11 protein-coding genes are annotated in these 16,207 nt (G+C 72.0%); 8 read left to right on the top strand and 3 right to left on the bottom strand.

The window, feature by feature from the left end; all coding sequences use genetic code 11:
- Nucleotides 1–94: 94 nt before the first annotated feature.
- From ACWGJ2_RS23975 to ACWGJ2_RS23965, 3 genes are all read right to left on the bottom strand, one after another.
- Nucleotides 95–2,164 carry a bifunctional aldolase/short-chain dehydrogenase gene (locus tag ACWGJ2_RS23975; RefSeq protein ID WP_453348245.1) on the bottom strand — a complete coding sequence of 690 codons (2,070 nt, stop codon included), beginning with the start codon at nt 2,162–2,164 and terminating at the stop codon, nt 95–97.
- An 8-nt stretch (nt 2,165–2,172) separates the two neighbouring features.
- Entirely contained in the window at nt 2,173–3,363 is a 1,191-nt protein-coding gene (rhaI, locus tag ACWGJ2_RS23970) for an L-rhamnose isomerase (RefSeq protein ID WP_453348244.1), read from the bottom strand.
- 137 nt (nt 3,364–3,500) lie between these two features.
- Nucleotides 3,501–6,749 (bottom strand): alpha-L-rhamnosidase, encoded by a 3,249-nt coding sequence (locus tag ACWGJ2_RS23965; RefSeq protein WP_453348243.1) that lies wholly within the window; start codon nt 6,747–6,749, stop codon nt 3,501–3,503.
- A 239-nt stretch (nt 6,750–6,988) separates the two neighbouring features.
- Between ACWGJ2_RS23965 and ACWGJ2_RS23960 the strand changes: the two genes are divergently transcribed.
- Genes ACWGJ2_RS23960 through ACWGJ2_RS23925 form a run of 8 tightly spaced genes read left to right on the top strand, consistent with a single transcriptional unit; the run spans nt 6,989 to nt 16,205 of the window.
- Nucleotides 6,989–8,539, top strand: coding sequence for a sugar ABC transporter ATP-binding protein (locus tag ACWGJ2_RS23960; RefSeq protein ID WP_453348242.1), 1,551 nt, complete (start codon nt 6,989–6,991; stop codon nt 8,537–8,539).
- Nucleotides 8,536–9,579, top strand: a complete 1,044-nt coding sequence (locus tag ACWGJ2_RS23955; protein WP_453348241.1) for an ABC transporter permease — start codon at nt 8,536–8,538, stop codon at nt 9,577–9,579. The genes ACWGJ2_RS23960 and ACWGJ2_RS23955 overlap by 4 nt, the downstream gene beginning before the upstream one ends.
- Entirely contained in the window at nt 9,576–10,667 is a 1,092-nt protein-coding gene (locus ACWGJ2_RS23950) for an ABC transporter permease (protein ID WP_453348240.1), read from the top strand. Before ACWGJ2_RS23955 ends, ACWGJ2_RS23950 begins: the two co-directional genes overlap by 4 nt.
- Before the next feature lie 44 nt (nt 10,668–10,711).
- Nucleotides 10,712–11,797 (top strand): rhamnose ABC transporter substrate-binding protein, encoded by a 1,086-nt coding sequence (rhaS, locus tag ACWGJ2_RS23945; RefSeq protein ID WP_453348239.1) that lies wholly within the window; start codon nt 10,712–10,714, stop codon nt 11,795–11,797.
- A 29-nt stretch (nt 11,798–11,826) separates the two neighbouring features.
- Nucleotides 11,827–12,147: an L-rhamnose mutarotase gene (locus ACWGJ2_RS23940; RefSeq protein WP_453348238.1), complete on the top strand. Its 321-nt coding sequence runs from the start codon at nt 11,827–11,829 to the stop codon at nt 12,145–12,147.
- Nucleotides 12,148–12,163: 16 nt separating this feature from the next.
- Nucleotides 12,164–13,684 (top strand): BNR repeat-containing protein, encoded by a 1,521-nt coding sequence (locus ACWGJ2_RS23935; RefSeq protein ID WP_453348237.1) that lies wholly within the window; start codon nt 12,164–12,166, stop codon nt 13,682–13,684.
- A gap of 17 nt (nt 13,685–13,701) precedes the next feature.
- Nucleotides 13,702–15,153: an arabinose isomerase gene (locus ACWGJ2_RS23930; RefSeq protein ID WP_453348236.1), complete on the top strand. Its 1,452-nt coding sequence runs from the start codon at nt 13,702–13,704 to the stop codon at nt 15,151–15,153.
- Entirely contained in the window at nt 15,153–16,205 is a 1,053-nt protein-coding gene (locus ACWGJ2_RS23925) for a LacI family DNA-binding transcriptional regulator (protein ID WP_453348235.1), read from the top strand. The genes ACWGJ2_RS23930 and ACWGJ2_RS23925 overlap by 1 nt, the downstream gene beginning before the upstream one ends.
- Nucleotides 16,206–16,207: the final 2 nt, after the last annotated feature.

Raw genomic sequence — 16,207 nt, 5'->3', positions numbered from 1 at the left:
GCCGACGGTCCCCCACAGACCTGTCGGCCACCGGGGTTCGGGACCGGAAGGGGCGCAGCACCCCAGCGATGCGGACGGCGCGGACGGCCTCCGCTCAGCGGAGGAAGGCGGCTGCCACCCCCGCGTCGACCGGGATGTGCAGCCCGGTGGTGTGCGAGAGATGGCCGCCGGTGAGCACATAGACCGCGTTCGCCACATGCTCGGGCAGCACCTCCCGCTTCAACAGGGTGCGCTGTGCGTAGAACTCGCCCAGCTTCTCCTCCGGCACCCCGTACACGGCCGCGCGCTGCGCCCCCCAGCCGCCGGCGAAGATGCCGGAGCCGCGCACCACCCCGTCCGGGTTGACCCCGTTGACGCGGATGCCGTGCTCGCCCAGCTCGGCCGCGAGAAGCCGCACTTGGTGTGCCTGATCGGCCTTCGTGGCGCCGTAGGCGATGTTGTCGGGCCCCGCGAACACCCCGTTCTTGGACGCGATGTAGACGATGTCACCGCCCATGCCCTGCGCCGTCATCACCCGCGCCGCCTCACGCGAGGCCAGGAAGGAGCCGCGCGCCATGATGCCGTGCTGACGGTCCCAGTCCTCCGCCGTGGTCTCCAACAGAGGCCTGGACAGCGAGATGCCCGCGTTGTTGACGAGCAGGTCCACCCCGCCGAAGGCCAGCACCGCCTCCCGGAAAGCGGCGGCGATCTGCTCCTCGCTGGTGACGTCCACCGCGACCGCGACCGCCTTGTCCGCGCCGCCCAGCTCCTCGGCGACCCGCTCGGCGCTCGACGCGTCCCGGTCTGCCACCGCCACGCACGCGCCCTCGGCCACCAGCCGCTCCGCTATGGCCCGCCCGATGCCCGAAGCGGCGCCCGTCACCAGCGCCACCCGGGTGGCCAGCGGCTCGGGCGCGGGCATCCGGCGCAGCTTGGCCTCCTCCAGCTCCCAGTATTCGATGCGGAACTTCTCCGACTCCTCGATCGGCGCGTACGAGGACACCGCCTCGGCGCCCCGCATGACGTTGATCGCGTTGACGTAGAACTCGCCCGCGACCCGCGCCGTCTGCTTGTCCTTGCCGAAGGAGAACATCCCGACCCCGGGCACCAGCACGATCGCCGGGTCGGCGCCGCGCATGGCGGGCGAGTCCTCGTCCGCGTGCCGCTCGTAGTAGGCGCGGTACTCGGCGCGGTACTCCTCGTGCAGCTCCCGCAGCCGCGCGACGGCCTCCTCCAGCGGCGCGTCGGCCGCCAGGTCCAGCACGAGCGGACGCACCTTGGTGCGCAGGAAGTGGTCGGGGCACGAGGTGCCCAGCGCCGCCAGCCTCGGGTGCTCGCGCCGGGAGAGGAAGTCCAGCACCACGTCGGAGTCCGTGAAGTGCCCGACCTGCGCCCTGTCGGTGGAGGCCAGCCCCCGCACGACGGGCGCGAGCGCCGCCGCCCGCTCCCTGCGCGCCCCCTCGGGCAGCGGCGCCCACCCCTCCCTCACGGGCCCGAACGGCTCCGGCCTGCCGCGCTCCGCGAGGAACGCCTCGGCGGTACGGATGATGTGCAGCGAGTTGCGCTCGCACTCCTCGGAGGTGTCACCCCACGCGGTGATGCCGTGCCCGCCCAGCACACAGCCCACCGCCCGGGGGTTGGCCTCCTTCACGGCGGCGATGTCCAGGCCGAGCTGGAAGCCGGGGCGCCGCCAGGGCACCCACACCACCGTGTCGCCGAAGCACTCGGCCGTCAGCTTCTCCCCGTCGGCCGCGCAGGCCAGCGCGATACCGGAGTCGGGGTGGAGGTGGTCCACGTGCGCGGCGTCGACGAGCCCGTGCATGGCCGTGTCGATGGACGGCGCGGCGCCTCCCCTGCCGTGCAGGCAGAAGTCGAAGGCGGCGACCATCTCGTCCTCGCGCTCCACGCCCGGATACACCCCGGGCAGCGCGCGCAGCCGGTCGAGGCGCAGGGCAGCGAGCCCGCCGGCGGTGAGGGTGCCCAGGTCGCCGCCCGAGCCCTTGACCCACATCAGCTCGATGTCCGAGCCGGTGACCGGGTCGGTCGCGGTGCCCTTGGCGGAGGTGTTGCCGCCCGCGTAGTTGGTGTTGCGCGGGTCGGCGCCCAGCCGGTGCGAGCGCTCCAGCAGGGCTTTGGTCTGCGCGGCTTGCGCGGTCTGCTCGGTGTGCGGGTTCCGGTCTGCCATCGTGTCCCTTACGCTCCCCAGCCGGCCTGCCGGCCGCCCTTGCGCTCTTCGGTGATCTTCTGGGCCCAGCCGGAGCGCGCGTACGCGCCCATCGGGTCCGGGTCCAGGCCCATTTCCTCGCGGATTTCGGCGAGCAGTGGCCGCACGTCGGTGTGGAACGCGTCCATGAGGGCGCCGTTCGCGCCGAGCACGTCGCCCGCGCGCTGCGCCGCCGCCAGTGCCTCGCCGTCCACGAGGAGTGCCTTGGCCGTGGCCTCCTGGACGTTCATCACCGAGCGGATGATGGCGGGGATCTTCGGCTCGATGTTGTGGCACTGGTCGAGCATGAAGGCGATGTCCGAGCCCGGTCCGTATCCTCCCCCACGCACGACCTCGTACATGATGCGGAAGAGCTGGAAGGGGTCGGCTGCGCCCGCCATCAGGTCGTCGTCGGCGTAGAAGCGGGAGTTGAAGTCGAAGCCGCCGAGCTTCCCCTCGCGCAGCAGCGTCGCGACGATGAACTCGATGTTGGTGCCCGGCGCGTGGTGCCCGGTGTCCACGACGACCTGCGCCTTCTCGCCGAGCTTGAGGCAGTGCGCGTAGGCGGTGCCCCAGTCGGGCACGTCGGTCGAGTAGAAGGACGGCTCGAAGAGCTTGTACTCCAGCAGCATGCGCCGGCCCTCGCCCAGCCGCTCGTACACCGCGCCCAGCGCCTCGGCGAGCCGGTCCTGACGGGAGCGGATGTCGTCCTGGCCCGGGTAGTTGGTGCCGTCGGCGAACCACAGCTTCAGATCGCGGGAGCCGGTCGCGTCCATGATGTCGACGCACTCCAGCAGATGGCCGAGCGCCTTGCGGCGGACGGCGGCGTCGGGGTGCGCGACGGAGCCGAGCTTGTAGTCGTCGTCCTGGAACACGTTGGCGTTGACGGCGCCCAGCGTGAGCCCGCGCTCCTTGGCGTAGGCCGCCAGCGCGGCGTAGTCGTCCACCTTGTCCCAGGGGATGTGCAGGGCCACCACGGGGGCGACCCCGGTGTGCTCCTGCACGCGTGCCGCGTCGTCGAGCTTCTCCTCGGGGGTACGGGGCACACCGGGCTGCGCGAACACCTTGAAGCGCGTACCGGAGTTGCCGTACGCCCACGAAGGGGTCTCGATCCGCTGGGACTTCAGCGCGGCCTTCACGGCCGAAGGGTCCGGCAGTCCGGACAGGTCTGGCTCTGACATGCGTCTCCTCGGTGCGGGCGGCGGCTGGGAATTCCATGAACCATGAAACGTTTCAAGAAAGCTAGTTGTGCAGGTGACCGCCGTCAAGAGGGTGCGCGGCGCGGGCTGTTGCGCTGCCCGCGCCGCGTCCTGCCCGGTCAGGTGCCGGTGGTGAACCTGTGGCTGCCGGAGCCCGCCGCGAAGACCGCGCAGCCGTCCTCTATACGGAGGAACCTGGCGGTCTCCTGGGCCACGTCGGACTCCTTCGCCGCGGGCACCCACACCCGCGCCGTCGTGTTGACCGGAACGCTCACCGTCAGCGTGAAGCGGCCCCCCTCACCGCGCGTCCAGTGCGTGGTGACGGGGCCGTAGAGCGAGTCGAACCTGCCGTCGGCCGTGCGCACCTCACCGCCGGGGCGCGGGCGTACGGTGATCTCGCGGAAGCCGGGCTCGCCGGGCGCGATGCCCGCGATGTTGCGGTACATCCACTCGCCAACGCAGCCGTAGGCATAGTGGTTGAAGGAGTTCATCCCGACGTCCTGGAAGCTCCCGTCCGGCTTGACGGAGTCCCAGCGCTCCCACATCGTCGTCGCGCCGTTCTCGATCTGGTAGCCCCAGGAGGGGAAGGTGCGCTGGTGCAGCAGCCGGTAGGCCACGTCCGTGTGCCCGGCGTCGGTGAGCGCGGGCAGCAGCCGGGGTGTGCCGAGGAAGCCCGTGGACAGGTGCCCGCCCTTGGCCTCGATCAGCTCGACCAGCCGGTCGGCAGCAGCGCGCCGTGCCGCCGCGTCCGGCAGCAGATCCATCGACAGGGCCAGTACGTAGGCGGTCTGGGTGTCGCCCTTGATCCGTCCCCCGGCCTGGACGAACGCCGCGCGGAAGGCGGCCTTGATCCGGCCGAGCAACTCCTCGTACGGGCCCGCGTCCTGCTCCAGCAGCCTTGCCGTGCGCGCGGTGAGGTCGGTGGCGTGCGCGAAGTAGGCCGTGCCGACGACGTCCTTGGGAGTCTCGTCCTCGACGTTCAGCCAGTCCCCGTAGCCCTCGGCCGGGCGCAGCAGGCCCTCGCTGTGCTTCTCCAGGTACGCGATCCACGCGCGCATCGCGGGCCAGTTCTCCTCCAGCACCCGCAGGTCCCCGTACGCCTGGTGCAGGCTCCACGGCACGGTGACGCCCGCGTCGCCCCAGCCCGCGACGCCCTTGCCGACGGGGCCGACGAACGGGGCGACGTCGGGGAAGGCCCCCGCGTCGGCGCCCTCGGCCGTCTGCCCGTCGCGCAGGTCCCGGAGCCACTTGGAGAGGAAGCGCGCGGACTCCATCGTGTAGGCGGCGGTGGGCGCGAAGACGTTGATGTCGCCCGACCAGCCCAGGCGCTCGTCGCGCGCAGGGGTGTCGGTCGGTATGGACAGGAAGTTGCCGCGCTGGCCCCAGGTGATGTTGCTGTGCAACTGGTTCAGCATCGGCACGTCGGTGGAGAAGTCCATGGTGAAGGGCGCCGCCGTGTGCGCCACCAGACCCGTGACCGCCTCGCGCGAGGGTGTGCCGGGGTAGCCCTTCAGCTCGACGTAGCGGAAGCCGTGGAAGGTGAAGCGCGGCTCGTAGACCTCGGTACCGTCCGTCCCCTTGAGGGTGTAGGTGTCGACGGGACGGGCCGCGCGCAGGTTGGCGACGTAGAGGGAGCCGTCCGCGTCCAGGACCTCCCCGTGCCGGATCCGGACCCGGGTGCCCGCCTTTCCCGCCCCTCCCGCGACCTTCAGGCGCACCCCGCCGACCATGTTCTGGCCCAGATCGAAGAGGAAGACGCCGGGTGACACCTCGGTGACCTTCTTCGCCGGTACCTCCTTCATCAGCCGCGTCGGCGCGTCCGTCATGTGCACCGTCTCCGCCTCGACGCCGGAGGCGGCCACGGCGGGCCGCCAGTCGCCGTCGTCGAAGCCGGGGGAGGTCCAGCCCGGCGTCTCCAGGCGCGCGTCGTACTCCTCGCCCATCAGCAGATCGGCGCTCATCAGCGGGCCCGTGGCCGTGCGCCACTCCTCGTCGGTGACGAAGCGGGCGGTTCCGCCGTCGGCGTAGGTGACCTCCAACTCGGCGCGCAGCGCCGGGTGTTCGCCGTAGTGGCGCTGCCCGAACCAGCCGATGTTGCCCGCGTACCAGCCGGGCGCGAGCGTGACGGCGAGCGCGTTCTCGCCACGCCGCAGTGCTCCGGTGACGTCGTACGCCTGGTACGCGACGCGCTTGCCGTAGTCCGTCCAGCCGGGGGTGAGCAGATCGCGGCCCACACGCTCGCCGTTGAGGTGCGCCTCGTAGAGGCCCAGAGCGGTGGCGTAGAGGCGGGCGCGGGCGATCTTGCGGCCGGGGAGGTGGAAGACGCGGCGCAGTTGCGCTGCCGTCTGGGCGGGGGAGACCTTGCCCCACGGGCCGTCGCCCCATGTGCCCACGGTCCGCGCGCCGCGCCAGCCGCTGTCGTCGTATCCGGGTTCCCGCCAGCCGCCGTCGGGCTCCTCGTCGGTGGTCTTCCAGCCCGCACCGGTCGGGAAGCGCGTGGTCTCCCCGCCTGCGGTGACCTCCAGCACCGCCAGCAGTCCGGCGGCGCCCCGCTCGGTGTTGGTGGCGGCGACGGAGAGGACGTTGTCGCCCTCGCGCAGATACCCGGTGACGTCGACCAGCGCGGGGTTGCTCCAGCTCTTGTGCACGGCGAGGGTGTCACGCTCTGCGGCCTCGGTGCCGTTGACGTACGCGGTGAAGCCGTCGTCGGCGGCGATCACCAGCCGGGCGCGCTCCGGGGCGCCGCCCGCCAGGGACACCGTGGCGCGGAACCAGCGCGTGGCGGCGGGCGCCTGGGAGGGGTCGCCCCCGGCCTCGGGGAACCAGACCCAGGGCACGCCCTCCAGTGACGGTGCCGCGACGAGCGAGGGCGGTGCGGTGATCCAGCCGGCGTGCCACCGCTCGTCGCCCATCGGCCCGGTCTCCCACCAGGTGGGCGCGCTCCAGGCGGAGGGTACGCGCTCGGCGCCCCAGACGCGCACGGCCCAGTGGTAGCGGGTGCGGGGCTCTGGCGCGGGGCCCTCGTAGGGGACGAGCACGGACTGGCGCGAGGCTTGCTTGCCGCTGTCCCACACGTCGGGCTCGCCGAGGCGTCCTGGGCTGGTGGCGACCCGGATCTGGTAGGCGTGCTGCAACTGGTCGCGGGCCCGGGAGTCCAGCCGCCAGCTCAGCCTGGGGTGTGCCAGGTCCAGGCCGAGGGGGCGGTCGGCGTACTCGGTGGTGGTGCGCGTGACACGTAGCGGTGCGCCCTCTCCGCCGTCCGCCGTGCTGCCCTCGGAGGCGAGGGCAGCGGGGGTGAGCGGGGGCAGTGCGGTGAGCGAGGCGCCCGAGACGGCGGCTCCGGCGATCATGTGGCGTCTGCTGATCAATGTGCACACCTCCTGGGTGGCCGCGTGTCCTGGCGCGGCCGAGGGGCAATAACGATTCAATGCAACGCGCCTGGAACGTATGGCCCCGTTTCCCACGGCGTCAAGACGCGGAACACCGCCCCGATTTACCTGCTGCACACCCCCTTGACGGGTCCTGTGGGCGGGGCTAGCTTCCCGGAAATCGCTTTGAAACATTTCATTTCGCGCCGCATCCAGGGGAGCACAGGAGGAGCAGCACCATGACCCAGCCCGCACCGTCCGGCGCCCCCGCGCCGGTCCTCGCCCTCAAGGGGGTGAACAAGTCCTTCGGCAGCGTGCGCGCCCTCCAGGACGTCTCGCTGGAGCTGCGTGCCGGTGAGGCGCACGCCCTCGCGGGCGAGAACGGCGCGGGCAAGTCCACGCTCATCAAGACCCTCGCCGGTGTGCACGCGCCCGACACCGGCACCGTGCTGCTCGACGGTGCCCCCGCCGCGTTCCACGGCCCGGCCGACGCGCGCGACGCGGGCATCGCCGTCATCTACCAGGAGCCCACGCTCTTCGCCGACCTCTCCATCGCGGAGAACATCTTCATGGGCCGCCAGCCGCGCCGCGGCCTCGGCCGCGTGGACCACGCCGCCGTACGGGACGCCACAGCCGCGCTGCTGCGCCGCCTCGGCGTCGACCTCGACCCGGCGCGCCCCGCGCGGGGGCTGTCCATCGCCGACCAGCAGATCGTCGAGATCGCCAAGGCGCTCTCCTTCGACGCGCGCGTCCTCATCATGGACGAGCCCACGGCGGCGCTGACGGGCAGTGAGACCGCGCGGCTCTTCGACGTCGTCGAGACGCTGCGGGCCGAGGGCGCGGCCGTCCTGTTCATCTCGCACCGCCTCAGCGAGATCTTCGCGCTGTGCCAGCGCGTCACCACCCTGCGGGACGGCCGCCTCGTCGCCTCCGAACCGCTCGACGGGCTCACCGAGGACGACCTCGTGCGACGCATGGTCGGCCGCGACCTGGGCGAGCTGTACCCCAAGCAGGAGGCCGGCGTCGGCGCCACCGCGCTCAGCGTGCGGCGGCTGACCCGCGAGGGGGTCTTCCGCGATGTCTCGTTCGACGTGCGCAGGGGCGAGATCGTCGCGCTCGCCGGGCTCGTGGGTGCCGGGCGCAGCGAGGTCGTGCAGGCCGTCTTCGGCGTGGACCGCGCCGACGCGGGCGAGGTCGAGGTCGCGGGCACCACCCTGCGTCCCGGCTCGCCGACCGGGGCCATGGCGGCCGGACTCGCGCTGGTGCCCGAGGACAGGCGGCAGCGCGGCCTGGTCATGGAGATGTCCATCGAGCGCAACATCGCGCTGACCGGGCTCGGCGCGCTCGGCGGCGGGGGCCCGCTCGGCCGCGCCGGGCTGGTGCGCCGCACGCTGGAGCGGGGCCGCGCCGCCGACTGGGCGGTGCGGCTGCGGCTGAAGTACCAGCGGCTGAGCGACACCGTCGGCGTGCTCTCCGGCGGCAACCAGCAGAAGGTCGTGCTCGCCAAGTGGCTGGCCACGGACCCCTCCGTACTCATCGTCGACGAGCCGACGCGCGGCATCGACGTCGGCACCAAGGCCGAGGTGCACCGGCTCCTCTCCTCGCTCGCCGCCGACGGGCTCGCGGTGCTGATGGTCTCCTCCGACCTGCCCGAAGTCCTCGGCATGGCCGACCGCGTGCTCGTGATGCACGAGGGCCGCCTCGTCGCCGAGATCCCGCGCGCCGAGGCCACCGAGGAGTCCGTCATGGCGGCGGCGACGGGACGCACCCAGGAAGGCAGGGCCGCATGAGCGCGACGCTGCAACGCCCGCCCGACGCGGGGCCGTCCCCGGAGCAGGGGCGCTCGGCGCGCTCGCTCGCCGACATGGTCTTCCGCATCCGCGAACTGAGCATCGGCGGGGCGCTCGCCCTCCTCGTCCTGGGCACCTGGCTCGCCAACCCGGGATTCCTCGACGACCAGGGCGTCAAGGACCTCCTCCTCAACTCCTCCATCCTGGTGCTCCTCGCCGTCGGCCAGTCCGTCGTCGTCCTCACCCGCAACATCGATCTGTCCGTCGGCTCCGTCGTCGGCCTCTCCGCCTTCGCCTGCGGCAGCTTCGTCTCGGGCTCGGACCACAGCGCCCTCACCGTCCTCCTCCTCGGTACCGCGCTCGGCGTGCTGTGCGGGCTGGTCAGCGGCGCCCTCGTCAGCTTCGGCAAGGTGCCCGCGCTGGTCGTCACGCTCGGCATGCTCTACGTCATCCAGGGCGTCGGGCACGCCTGGGCGCACGGGGAGCAGATCAACGCGGCCAACGTGCCCGACGGCGTGCTGGAACTGGGCAGCGGCAGCGTCCTGGGCGTCCCGTACCTGCCGCTGATCTCGGCCGTGGTCCTCGCGGGCACGGCGTACTACCTGCGCGCCTACCGGGGTGGCCGCGAGCTGTACGCCATCGGCTCCCACCCGGAGGCGGCGCGGCTGGCCGGGATCCCGATCCGGCGCCGGGTGCTCGCCGCCTACGCCTTCTCGGGCGCCGTCGCCGGGTTCGCCGGCGCACTGTGGCTCGCCCGCTTCGGCACCGTCGTCGCGGACGCGGCCAACGGCTGGGAGCTGACGGTGGTCAGCGCCGTCGTCGTGGGCGGCGTCGCCATCACCGGGGGCGTCGGCACGGTCTGGGGCGCGGCCCTGGGCGCGCTGCTGCTCACCACCATGGGCAGCGCCCTCGTCGTCCTCAAGGTCAACCCCTTCTGGGAGCAGGCGATCACGGGCGTCCTGCTGCTGGCGGCCATCAGCACCGACCGGGTCGTACGCAGCCGCACCACCGAGGCGCTGCGGAAGAGGAGCGGGAAATGAACGCACCCACCACCCCGTCCACCCCGTCGGCGCCGCGCGAGCGGGCACCGGAGGCGGGTCAGGCGCCCGCCGACGGGGAGCGCGCGGGCAGGGGCCGGTTCCTGCGCTGGGACACGGCCGTCGGCGTCCTGCTGGCCGCCGTGCTGCTCGCGGGCTGGGGGACGACGGAGGGCTTCGCCGACACCCAGAACCTGTCGGCGGCGCTCAACGACGTCGCCGAGATCGCCCTGATCGCGCTGCCCATGACGCTGCTCGTCGTCGCCGGGCAGGTGGATCTCTCGGTGGCCTCCATGCTCGGCCTCTCCAGCGCCCTCGCGGGCGCGCTGTGGGACGCGGGCTGGGCCTTCGAGATGATCGTCCCGCTGTGTCTGCTCGTCGGTGTGCTGGGCGGGCTGCTCAACGGCTGGCTCGTCACCCGCGTCGGCCTCCCCTCGCTCGCGGTCACCATCGGCACCCTCACCCTCTTCAGGGGGCTCGCCTCAGTGGTGCTGGGGAACAAGGCGGTGGCCGGGTTCCCCGACTCCTACGCGCGGTGGGCCGGCTATATGGAGACGGTGCCGGGCACCTTCGTGCCCTACCCCGTCGCGCTGTTCGCCGTCCTGGCCGTGATCGCCGCCGTGGTGCTGCACTGCACCGTGTTCGGGCGCTCGCTGTTCGCCGTGGGCGCGCAGGAGGACGCCGCCTGGTTCGCGGGCATCCGGGTCAAGCGCGTCAAGCTCGTGCTGTTCGTCGTCACCGGCTTCATGGCCTCCTTCGCCGGGATCGTCTACACACTGCGCTACGGAAGCGCCCGCGCCGACAACGGACTCGGCCTCGAACTCGTCGTCATCGCCTCCGTGCTGCTCGGCGGCATCGACTTCAACGGCGGCAAGGGCACCCTGGGCGGCGCGGTGGCCGGGGTGCTGCTGATCGGGGTGCTCAACAACCTCCTCACGCTCAACGACGTGTCCAACGAGATCCAGGTCATCGTGACCGGGGTGCTGCTGATCGCCTCCGTGCTCACCCCGAGGGTGGTCGCCGTGGTGACCGAGCGCCGCCACCGCCGCGCCGCCGCCGCCCCTCAGCAGTCCCCCCAGCCGTCCGCCTGAACTCCCGCCCGCCTGAACTCCCGCTCCCGGAAGGGCTCTTGACCATGCGACCGCACATCCGTACCGCCCCACGCCTCCTCGCCGCCACAGCCTCCGTCTGCGCGCTCTCCGTCGCACTCGCGGGCTGCTCCGGCACGACGAAGGAGGACGCGAAGGACGACGCCAAGAGCGCGGCCCAGGACACGAAGGCCGACCCGGACGCGCCCCTGAAGAAGGGGCTGAAGCTGGCCTTCCTGCCCAAGCAGATCAACAACCCCTACGAGAAGATCGTCGACGAGGCGGGCATCGAGGCCGCCAAGGAGTACGGCGGCGTGGGCAAGGAGGTCGGCCCCTCGGACGCCAAGGCGTCCTCGCAGGTCAGCTACATCAACACCCTCGTGCAGCAGCGCCAGGACGCCATCCTCATCGCCGCCAACGACCCCAACGCCGTCTGCGGCCCCCTCAAGCAGGCCATGAAGCAGGACATCAAGGTCGTCGCCTACGACTCCGACACCAGCCCCGACTGCCGCCAGCTCTTCATCAACCAGGCGTCCTCGGAGGAGATCGGCCGCAGCCTCGTCCAGCACCTCGCCGAACAGATCGGCCACAAGGGCCAGATCGCCATCCTCTCCGCCACCCAGAACGCGACGAACCAGAACACCTGGATCGAGTTCATGAAGGACGAGCTGAAGAAGCCCGCCTACAAGGACATGGAGCTGGTCAAGACCGCGTACGGGGACGACGACGACCAGAAGTCCTTCCAGGAGACCCAGGGCCTGCTGAAGGCGTACCCCAAGCTCAAGGGCATCATCTCGCCCACCACCGTCGGCATCGCCGCCGCCGCGCGCTACATCAGCGGCTCCTCCTACAAGGGCAAGATCGTCCTCAACGGTCTCGGCACGCCCAACCAGATGCGCAAGTACGTCAAGGACGACACCGTCGAGCAGTTCTCGCTCTGGGACCCGAAGAAGCTCGGCTACCTCGGCTCCTACGCCGCCGCGGCGCTGGCCTCCGGCCAGATCACCGGCAAGGAGGGCGAGAAGTTCAAGGCGGGGAAGCTCGGCGAGCGCACGGTGGGCAAGAACGGCGAGATCATCCTCGGCCCGCCCACCGTCTTCGACAAGAAGAACATCGACGACTTCGACTTCTGACGGGGTCTCATGACAGGGAGGGAACGCCCGTGCAGCGCGTCTGTTTTCTGCTGAAGGTCCGCGCCGACCGGCTGGACGAGTACCGCGAGCGGCACGAGACCGTGTGGCCCGGCATGCTCCGCGCGCTGCGCGAGGCGGGCTGGCGCAACTACTCGCTCTTCCTGCGCCAGGACGGCCTGCTCGTCGGCTATCTGGAGACCGAGGACTTCGAGGCGGCGAAGGCCGCCATGGAGGCCACCGACGTGAACGCCCGCTGGCAGGCGGAGATGGCCGACTACTTCGAGGCGCTCGACGGTGAGCGGCCCGACGAGGCGATGCGGCCGTTGACCGAGGTCTTCCACCTGGCCTAGGAGAGGGGCACGGCACATGAGAGCGAGACGTCAACTCCGCGCGACCCGCCTCCCGTTCGCGGGTCGCCCCCTGCGCACCGGCGCCCTCCGCGTGCTGGTCTGCTGCCCGCTGCTGCTCGCCGGGGTCTCCGCCGGACCCGACGGCGCGGACACCACGGCGAGCACCACGGCACACACGGCGGCGCCAGGCCCTTCCGTACGGCTGACCGCCGACACCGAACTCGACGCCAAGGCCCTCTACTTCGTCTCCTACGACGGCCTCGTCAACAACAACTCCTTCCAGAAGAGCGGGCTCCTCACCCACCAGGGACACCAGTACGCGGCCTGGTACACCGAGGACCGCACCGCCGTCGTCGCCCGCCGGGCGGTGGGGGAGCGGACATGGCGGACCGTCCGCCTCCCGCACAAGCTCAAGGCCGACGACTCCCACAACGTCATCTCCATGGGTGTCTCCCGCGCCGACGGCAGACTGCACCTGATCATGGACTCCCACTCCGACGGCTTCTTCTCCGTGACCTCGCGGGCCGGACTGCTCGGCGACCCCACCGCGCACGACTGGACCGCGGACGCCTTCGGACCCGTCACGACGACCCTCGGCGGGCTCACGCTGACCAGCCGCTTCACCTATCCGCAGTTCATCGCGACCCCCGAGGGCAACCTCCAGCTCAGCTACCGCTCCGGCGTCTCGGGCAACGGTGTGAACGCGCTCGCCGAGTACGACGCGGCCACCGGGCGGTGGACCGCGCTGGGCGCGTGGAGCGGCGCATCCGGCACGTACGCGAGTGCGCACGGCAGCAGCTCCACCCGCAACATGTACCTGCACGGCATCGACTACGACAGCCGCGGCACCCTGCACGCCTTCTACACCTGGCGCGAGGGCGACGCCTCCGTGATGTGCGCGCCCGGCGGACTCAGCAACCACGACACCGGCTATGTGCGCTCCACCGACCGAGGCCGTACGTGGAAGGACGCGGAAGGGCGCGTCGTGGGCACCACCGGAGGCCGGGACACGGTGGACGTCGGCGACACCTCGGCCGTCGCCGACCCCCTCGGGCCCGACCACGGACTGATGAACCAGGAGCACCAGGCCACTGACTCCTCGGGCACCCCGCACGCCCTCATCAGCTATGTGCCGGGACGCTTCACCCAGTGCGTGCGCGACTACGTCGCGGACCGCGTCGCGTACGCACACCCCTTCCACCTCCACCGGGAGGCGGACGGCAAGTGGAAGAAGACCGAGATCGGCGTCCCCCTCGCCTCCAGCCAGCGCGCCAAGCTGGCCTTCGACCGCTACGACAACGCCTACGCGGTGCTGCCGTACGGACGCGTCGTCGGCGCTTCCAAGGCGTCCGACTGGACCGACTGGAAGACCCTCTACGACGGCACCGGCTCCGGAGGGCTCAACGCCTTCGGCGAGGTCGTCATCGACGAGACACGGCTCGCGCGGGACGGTGTGCTCTCCGTCCTCTACCAGGAGCGCTCCAGCGGGACGACACCCTCGCCGATCCACGTCGCCGACTTCGCCCTGCCCCAGTGACCGAGGAGCGACCCCGCATGACGGAGCGAGCGCACACGACGAACCGCGTCCCCGCCGTGTCCCGCCGCCCCAGGATCGGCCTGGTGGCGGGCGGACTCGGCGCCTACTGGCCCCAGTTCCCCGGCCTGCTGCCCCAGCTGGAGGCGTCCGCGCGGCGCGTCGCGGAGCGGCTGCGGGAGTTCGACGCGGAGGTCGTCGACGTCGGCTTCCTCTCCGACGCCGAGCAGGGCGCCGAGGCAGCGGCGCGGCTGCGCGAGGCGGACTGCGACCTCATCGTCGGCTTCCTCACCACCTACATGACCGCGACCATGCTGGTGCCCATAGCCCAGCGCGGCGGCGCCCCCGTCCTGCTGATCAACCTCCAGCCCACCGCGGCCATGGACCACGCCACCTTCGACACCGGACAGTGGCTGGCCTACTGTGGCGCCTGCCCGCTGCCCGAGATGGCCAACGCCTTCGAACGCGTCGGCGTGGACTTCCGCTCCGTCTCCGGGCATCTGGAGGACGAGCGGGCCTGGCAGCGCATCGGCCGCTGGATACGCGCCGCCGGTGTCCGCGCCGTGCTGCGCGAGGGGCGGCACGGGCTGATGGGCCACCTCTATCCGGGGATGTACGACGTCTCCACCGACCTGACGATGGTCCCCGGCAGCTTCGGCGGCCACGTGGAGGTCCTGGAGTTCGACGACCTGCGGGTGCGGACCGAGGGCGCCACGCAGGCGGAGACCGCGGCCAAACTCGCCGAGACCCGCGAGGTCTTCGGCATCGACCCCTCCGTCGACGAGGACGACCTGACGTGGGCGGCACGGGTCGCCGTCGGTCTCGACCACCTCGTCGCCGACTTCGGCCTGGACTCCCTCGCGTACTACCATCGCGGACTCGGAGGGGAGGTCCACGAGCGCCTCGGCGCCGGGATGATCCTCGGCGCCTCACTGCTGACGGCACGCGGCGTCCCGGCGGCGGGGGAGTACGAGCTGCGCACCTCGCTGGCCATGCTGATGTGCGACCGGCTCGGCGCGGGCGGCTCCTTCACCGAACTCCAGGCGCTCGACTTCGACGCGGGCGTCGTCGAGATGGGCCACGACGGGCCAGGCCACCTCGCCATCAGCAACGAACGCCCGCTGCTGCGCGGGCTCGGCGTCTACCACGGCAAGCGCGGCTGGGGCGTGTCCGTCGAGTTCGATGTGCGGCACGGGCCCGTCACCCTCGTCGGAGTGGGTCAGGGCCGAGGGGGCCGCTACCGGCTGGTCGCGGCCCAGGGCCGGGTCGTCGACGGGCCCCGGCTGCGGATCGGCAACACCACCTCGCGCGTCGACTTCGACACCGACCCCGGCGAGTGGACCGACGCCTGGAGCGCCAGCGGTGTCGGCCACCACTGGGCGCTGGCCACCGGGCATCTGCTGCCCGAGCTGCGCGCCCTCGCGGATCTGACCGGCCTTGAGCTGTCCGAGGTCACCGGGCCCGTCGCCTGATGGGTCAGGCGGTGGGCATCAAGCAGGTGGCACGCGCCGCGGGGGTGTCGGTCGGCACGGTCTCCAACGTGATCAACCGCCCCGAGTCGGTCTCCGACGACACCCGCGCGCGGGTGCTGTCCACCATCGAGAAGCTGGGGTATGTGCGCAGCGAGTCGGCGCGGCAGTTGCGCGCGGGCCGCAGCCGGATCATCGCGCTGCTGGTGCTGGACATGGCCAACCCGTTCTTCGTTGACGTGGCGATGGGCGCGGAGCGCGCGGCGCGGGCCACAGGGCTTGGGGTGATGCTGTGCAACAGCGCGCAGAGCCCGGTCGAGGAGGCCACCTACCTGTCCCTCTTCGCCGAACACCGGGTACGGGGCGTGCTGGTCACCCCCGCCGACATGACGGGCCGCAATCTGGCCCGGTTCGCGCGGCACGGCATCGCGTACGTCTCGGTGGACAGGGTCGTACCCAGCGCCGAGGGGTGCTCCGTCTCCGTCGACGATGTGGCGGGCGGCGCCCTCGCCGTACGGCACCTCCTCGACCAGGGGCACGGCGACCTCGCGTACGTGAGCGGCTCCATGCGGCTGACGCAGTGCCGCGACCGGCACCTCGGCGCGCGCGGGGCGCTGCGGGGCACCGGCGCGAGGCTGCGGCACATCGAGGCGGAGCGGCTGGACGTGGCGGCGGGGCGGGATGCGGGTGCGCGGTTGCTGGGGATGTCGCCGCGGCCTTCGGCGGTGTTCTGTGCGAACGATCTGCTGGCGCTGGGTGTGCTCCAGGCGCTCTACGGGGCCGGGGTGAGTGTGCCGGACGAGGTGGCACTGGTCGGCTACGACGACATCGAGTTCGCCGCCGCCGCTGCCGTGCCCCTGACCTCCGTGCGCCGCCCGGCCCAGCGGATGGGCCGCATCGCCGCGGACCTGCTCATCGAGGAGACGGGCGAGGACGCCGAGACGGGCGAGAACGCCGAGACAGGCGAGGACGCCGGGTCCCATGAGCACCAGCGCGTCGTGCTCCAGCCGGAACTGGTCGTCCGCGAATCCAGCCTCCGGAGCCCGCGCCTCTGACC

The organism is Streptomyces sp. NPDC054796, assembly GCF_053611545.1.
The sequence above is the reverse complement of the archived record's forward strand: the minus strand, read 5'-3'. Positions and strand labels throughout refer to the sequence as shown.

Excerpts from the sequence above, each read along its gene's own strand:
- ACWGJ2_RS23975 (WP_453348245.1), bottom strand. The coding sequence starts at position 2,164 with ATGGCAGACCGGAACCCGCACACCGAGCAGACCGCGCAAGCCGCGCAG.
- rhaI (WP_453348244.1), bottom strand. The coding sequence starts at position 3,363 with ATGTCAGAGCCAGACCTGTCCGGACTGCCGGACCCTTCGGCCGTGAAG.
- ACWGJ2_RS23960 (WP_453348242.1), top strand. The coding sequence starts at position 6,989 with ATGACCCAGCCCGCACCGTCCGGCGCCCCCGCGCCGGTCCTCGCCCTC.
- ACWGJ2_RS23955 (WP_453348241.1), top strand. The coding sequence starts at position 8,536 with ATGAGCGCGACGCTGCAACGCCCGCCCGACGCGGGGCCGTCCCCGGAG.
- ACWGJ2_RS23950 (WP_453348240.1), top strand. The coding sequence starts at position 9,576 with ATGAACGCACCCACCACCCCGTCCACCCCGTCGGCGCCGCGCGAGCGG.
- rhaS (WP_453348239.1), top strand. The coding sequence starts at position 10,712 with ATGCGACCGCACATCCGTACCGCCCCACGCCTCCTCGCCGCCACAGCC.
- ACWGJ2_RS23935 (WP_453348237.1), top strand. The coding sequence starts at position 12,164 with ATGAGAGCGAGACGTCAACTCCGCGCGACCCGCCTCCCGTTCGCGGGT.
- ACWGJ2_RS23930 (WP_453348236.1), top strand. The coding sequence starts at position 13,702 with ATGACGGAGCGAGCGCACACGACGAACCGCGTCCCCGCCGTGTCCCGC.
- ACWGJ2_RS23925 (WP_453348235.1), top strand. The coding sequence starts at position 15,153 with ATGGGTCAGGCGGTGGGCATCAAGCAGGTGGCACGCGCCGCGGGGGTG.